This window comes from Mycobacterium sp. 1482292.6 (genome assembly GCF_001672995.1).
In the GTDB taxonomy this organism is placed as follows: domain Bacteria; phylum Actinomycetota; class Actinomycetes; order Mycobacteriales; family Mycobacteriaceae; genus Mycobacterium; species Mycobacterium europaeum_A.
Map to the genome: position 1 here is coordinate 1 of NZ_LZKV01000058.1, position 3319 is coordinate 3319.

The window sequence follows — 3319 nt, forward strand, 5'->3', positions numbered from 1 at the left end:
CCAGCCCGGTTCCCGATGCGTCAGATGGTGTTTGGTCATGCCGTAGCCGGCCATCGAGAAGCCGGTGAACACCCCGATCGCATAGAACGGCACCAGGGCATTCACCGACCCGCCGGTGGCCACCAGCAACGCGACCGACAGCGCCGTCAGCGTGATGATCCCGTTCGAAAACACCAGGCGGTGACCGCGTTTCGTGAGCTGCCTGGGCAGGAAGCGGTCGTCTGCGACGAAACTGGCCAGCGCCGGAAAGCCGTTGAAGCTGGTGTTGGCGCCGGTGAACAAGATGGCGGCCGTTGCCGCTTGGACCAGGACATAGAAGACGTCGCCGACAACGCCGTTGCCGAAGACGGCCCGCCCGATCTGCGACAGGACCGACGGGTACTCGGTCAGGTACGGCGTCGCGTGGGTGACGTGCGCCAGGTAGGCGACGCCGGCCAGCAGCAGGCCGAGGATGGTGGCCATCGCGGTCAGCACTCGGCGCGCGTTGCGCCCCTGGGGCTTTCGGAAGTACTCGACCGTATTGGAGATCGCCTCGACCCCGGTCAGCGACGAACCACCGTTGGCGAACGCACGCAGCAGCACCAAGATCGTGGCGCCCAGCACCAGCCCGTTGCCCTGGTGCACCGGGACGGTCCCGGCCATATGCGTGGGGTCGTAGATGGGCAGGTTTCCGATGACCGCGCGCACGACGCCGACCACGATGGTCAGGGCGACCATGACGACGAAGGAATACGTCGCCACCGCGAACGGCAATCCCGCCTCCTTGAGGCCGCGCAGGTTGGCGTAGCAGATGAGAAGCACCACGGCGACGGTGAGTTCGAGGCTGTAGGGGCCCAGCGCGGGAATCGCCGAGACCACCGCGACGGTCCCCGCGGCCGACTGCACGGCGACCGTGACCACGTAGTCGATCAGCAGCGCCGCGGCGGCGATCTGCGCGACCCGCGGTCCGAAATTGTCGCGCGCGACGATATACGAGCCGCCCGCCCGGGTGTAGGCCATGACCACCTGCCGATACGAGGCGGCCACCAGCACCAGGATCAGCAGGATCACGCCGGTGATGGGCAGCAACAGCAGGAAGGCGGCCAGCCCCGCATGCGGTAACAGCTCGATCAGGATCTGCTCGGGGCCATACGCCACCGAGGACACCGCGTCGGGCGAAAGAGCCCCCAGCGCAACCTGATTCGACAACTTCTCGGATGCGATGTCCTCGGTGATCAGCGGCTTGCCCAGGAACACCCGCTTGGCGATGTCCCCCAGCGACAGCGGGATGCGCAGCTTGCCGGTCGAACTGGTCACGAGCACCGTCCTTACCCGAGGTTGAGAACGTGGAACGCCTGAAGATGCATTGTGCACGCTCGCCGCTCTCCTGGGGCCCGGGCGGTGCGGAAACGCCGGGCCGGATCGCCCGCTAAGCGAGTCGTTGCACGGCGGCGGCGATCCGCTCGTCGGCGGCGGTCAGCGCCACCCGAACGTGCCGCGCACCGCGCGGGCCGTAGAAATCACCCGGGGCCACCAGGATGCCGCGCTGCGCCAGCCAGGCGACGCTGTCGTGGCATGGCTCGCCGCGGGTGGCCCACAGGTACAGGCCGGCTTCGGAATGGTCGACGGTGAAGCCGGCCGAGCGCAGGGCGGGCAGCAGGGCCGCGCGGCGGCGCTCATAGCGCTGCCGCTGCGCCAGTTCGTGGGCGTCGTCGTCGAGGGCCGCCACCATGGCCGCCTGCACCGGCGTGGGCACCATCATCCCGGCGTGCTTGCGCACGGCCAGCAGCTCGTCGACCAGCTCGGGGTCCCCGGCGACGAACCCGGCCCGGTAGCCCGCCAGCGACGAGCTCTTCGATAGGGAGTGGATCGCGAGCAGGCCGGTGTGGTCGCCGTCGCAGACCGAGGGGTGCAGGATCGACAGCGGCTGGTCGTCCCAGCCCAGCCCCAGATAGCACTCGTCGGAGGCCACCAGGCAGCCCCGGTCGCGGGCCCAGCCGACCACCTTGCGCAGGTGATCGACGCCCAGGACACGTCCGGTCGGGTTGCTCGGCGAATTCAGGTAGTACAAGGACGGCGATTGCGGACCCAGCTGGGTCAGCGAATCCGCGCGCAGCACCCGCGCCCCGGCCAGCCGGGCCCCGACGTCATAGGTCGGATACGCCAGCTCCGGCACCACGATGACGTCCGCGGGGCCCAGGCCCAGCAGCGTGGGCAGCCAGGCGATGAGCTCCTTGCTGCCGATCACCGGGAGCACGGCCGCCTCGCCCAGCCCGGTGATGCCGAACCGGCGGTCCAGCGCGGCGACCGCCGATGCGCGCAGCCGGGCGGTGCCGGCGGTGGCGGGATAGCCCGACGCCGACGCGGCGGCGGCCAGCGCCTCCTGGATCACCGGGGCAACGGGGTCGACCGGGGTGCCGACCGAGAGGTCGACGATGCCGTCCGGGTGGGCGCCGGCGAGCGCCTTCGCGTCGGCCAGCGTGTCCCAGGGGAACTCGGGCAGGGCCGCCGACACCGCCGGCCGGCGCTTTTTGAGCTGGTGGGGCACCGGGCCGCTCAGTCGCCCTCGCCCTGCGGCGGCAGATCCTTGACCACCTGCGGGTCGTTCTCGGTCAAGCCGACCTTGGCCGCGCCGCCGGGCGATCCCAGCTCGACGAAGAAGTCGGCGTTGATCTGCGTGTACTGGCTCCACTGGTCCGGCACATCGTCTTCGTAGTAGATCGCTTCGACGGGGCAGACCGGCTCGCACGCCCCGCAGTCGACGCATTCGTCGGGGTGGATGTAGAGCATCCGAGCGCCTTCATAGATGCAGTCGACGGGGCACTCCTCGATACAGGCTTTGTCCTTGATGTCGACACAGGGTTCGGCGATCGTGTACGTCACAGACGTCTCCTCCATGTACTAGGCCAGCTGCTGGGCTCAACTGTGGGCTGGGCGTTCAGCTCGCACCGGCGCGCGTCCGACCGCATCCGGTGAAGCTTTCGGTTACTGATACTAGACGTTGCAGATACAGGTCAACCATTTGGCGCGCCTGTCGAAATACCGATTTAAGACCGACAGTCTCGGAGCCTGTGACCGGCCCCCGTTTCGCCGACGGCGAACACCGCTGACAAGCCGCTGACCTGCGAAGAGTAACGCCCGGGCGGTGGCGTGCGATAGCCGTTGTGTTGCAGGCACGCTCGCGGGGCCTGGTAATCTCAACCGAAGGACGGCAACCGCTGGGCAGATGTTCTCGCCGTAATAGCGGTGCATTAACTGGGGAAGGTGTCCACACATGAGGCTGTCGTTGAGCAAATTGGGCGTTGCGGTTGGCAGCGCGGCGGTGGCGTTGAGCGCCGCG

At 68.5% G+C, this 3319-nt stretch carries 3 protein-coding genes and 1 pseudogene; 1 reads left to right on the forward strand and 3 read right to left on the reverse strand.

Translation table 11 applies throughout. The features are described 5' to 3' along the window. From A5624_RS05095 to fdxA, 3 genes are all read right to left on the reverse strand, one after another. On the reverse strand, window positions 1–1296 hold a 1296-nt coding region (locus A5624_RS05095), incomplete at its 3' end, for an APC family permease (protein ID WP_156748824.1). Window positions 1297–1408: 112 nt separating this feature from the next. Further along, window positions 1409–2494: a succinyldiaminopimelate transaminase gene (dapC, locus tag A5624_RS05100; protein WP_156748720.1), complete on the reverse strand. Its 1086-nt coding sequence runs from the start codon at window positions 2492–2494 to the stop codon at window positions 1409–1411. Between the two features lie 41 nt (window positions 2495–2535). After that, the gene (fdxA, locus tag A5624_RS05105; RefSeq protein WP_066862545.1) at window positions 2536–2862 is read right to left on the reverse strand and encodes a ferredoxin; all 327 of its coding nucleotides are present in this window, start codon (window positions 2860–2862) and stop codon (window positions 2536–2538) included. Window positions 2863–3253: 391 nt separating this feature from the next. On the opposite strand from fdxA, the pseudogene A5624_RS28025 reads away from it, so the two are divergent. Continuing rightward, a pseudogene (locus tag A5624_RS28025) lies at window positions 3254–3319 on the forward strand (hemophore-related protein); the annotation flags it as partial.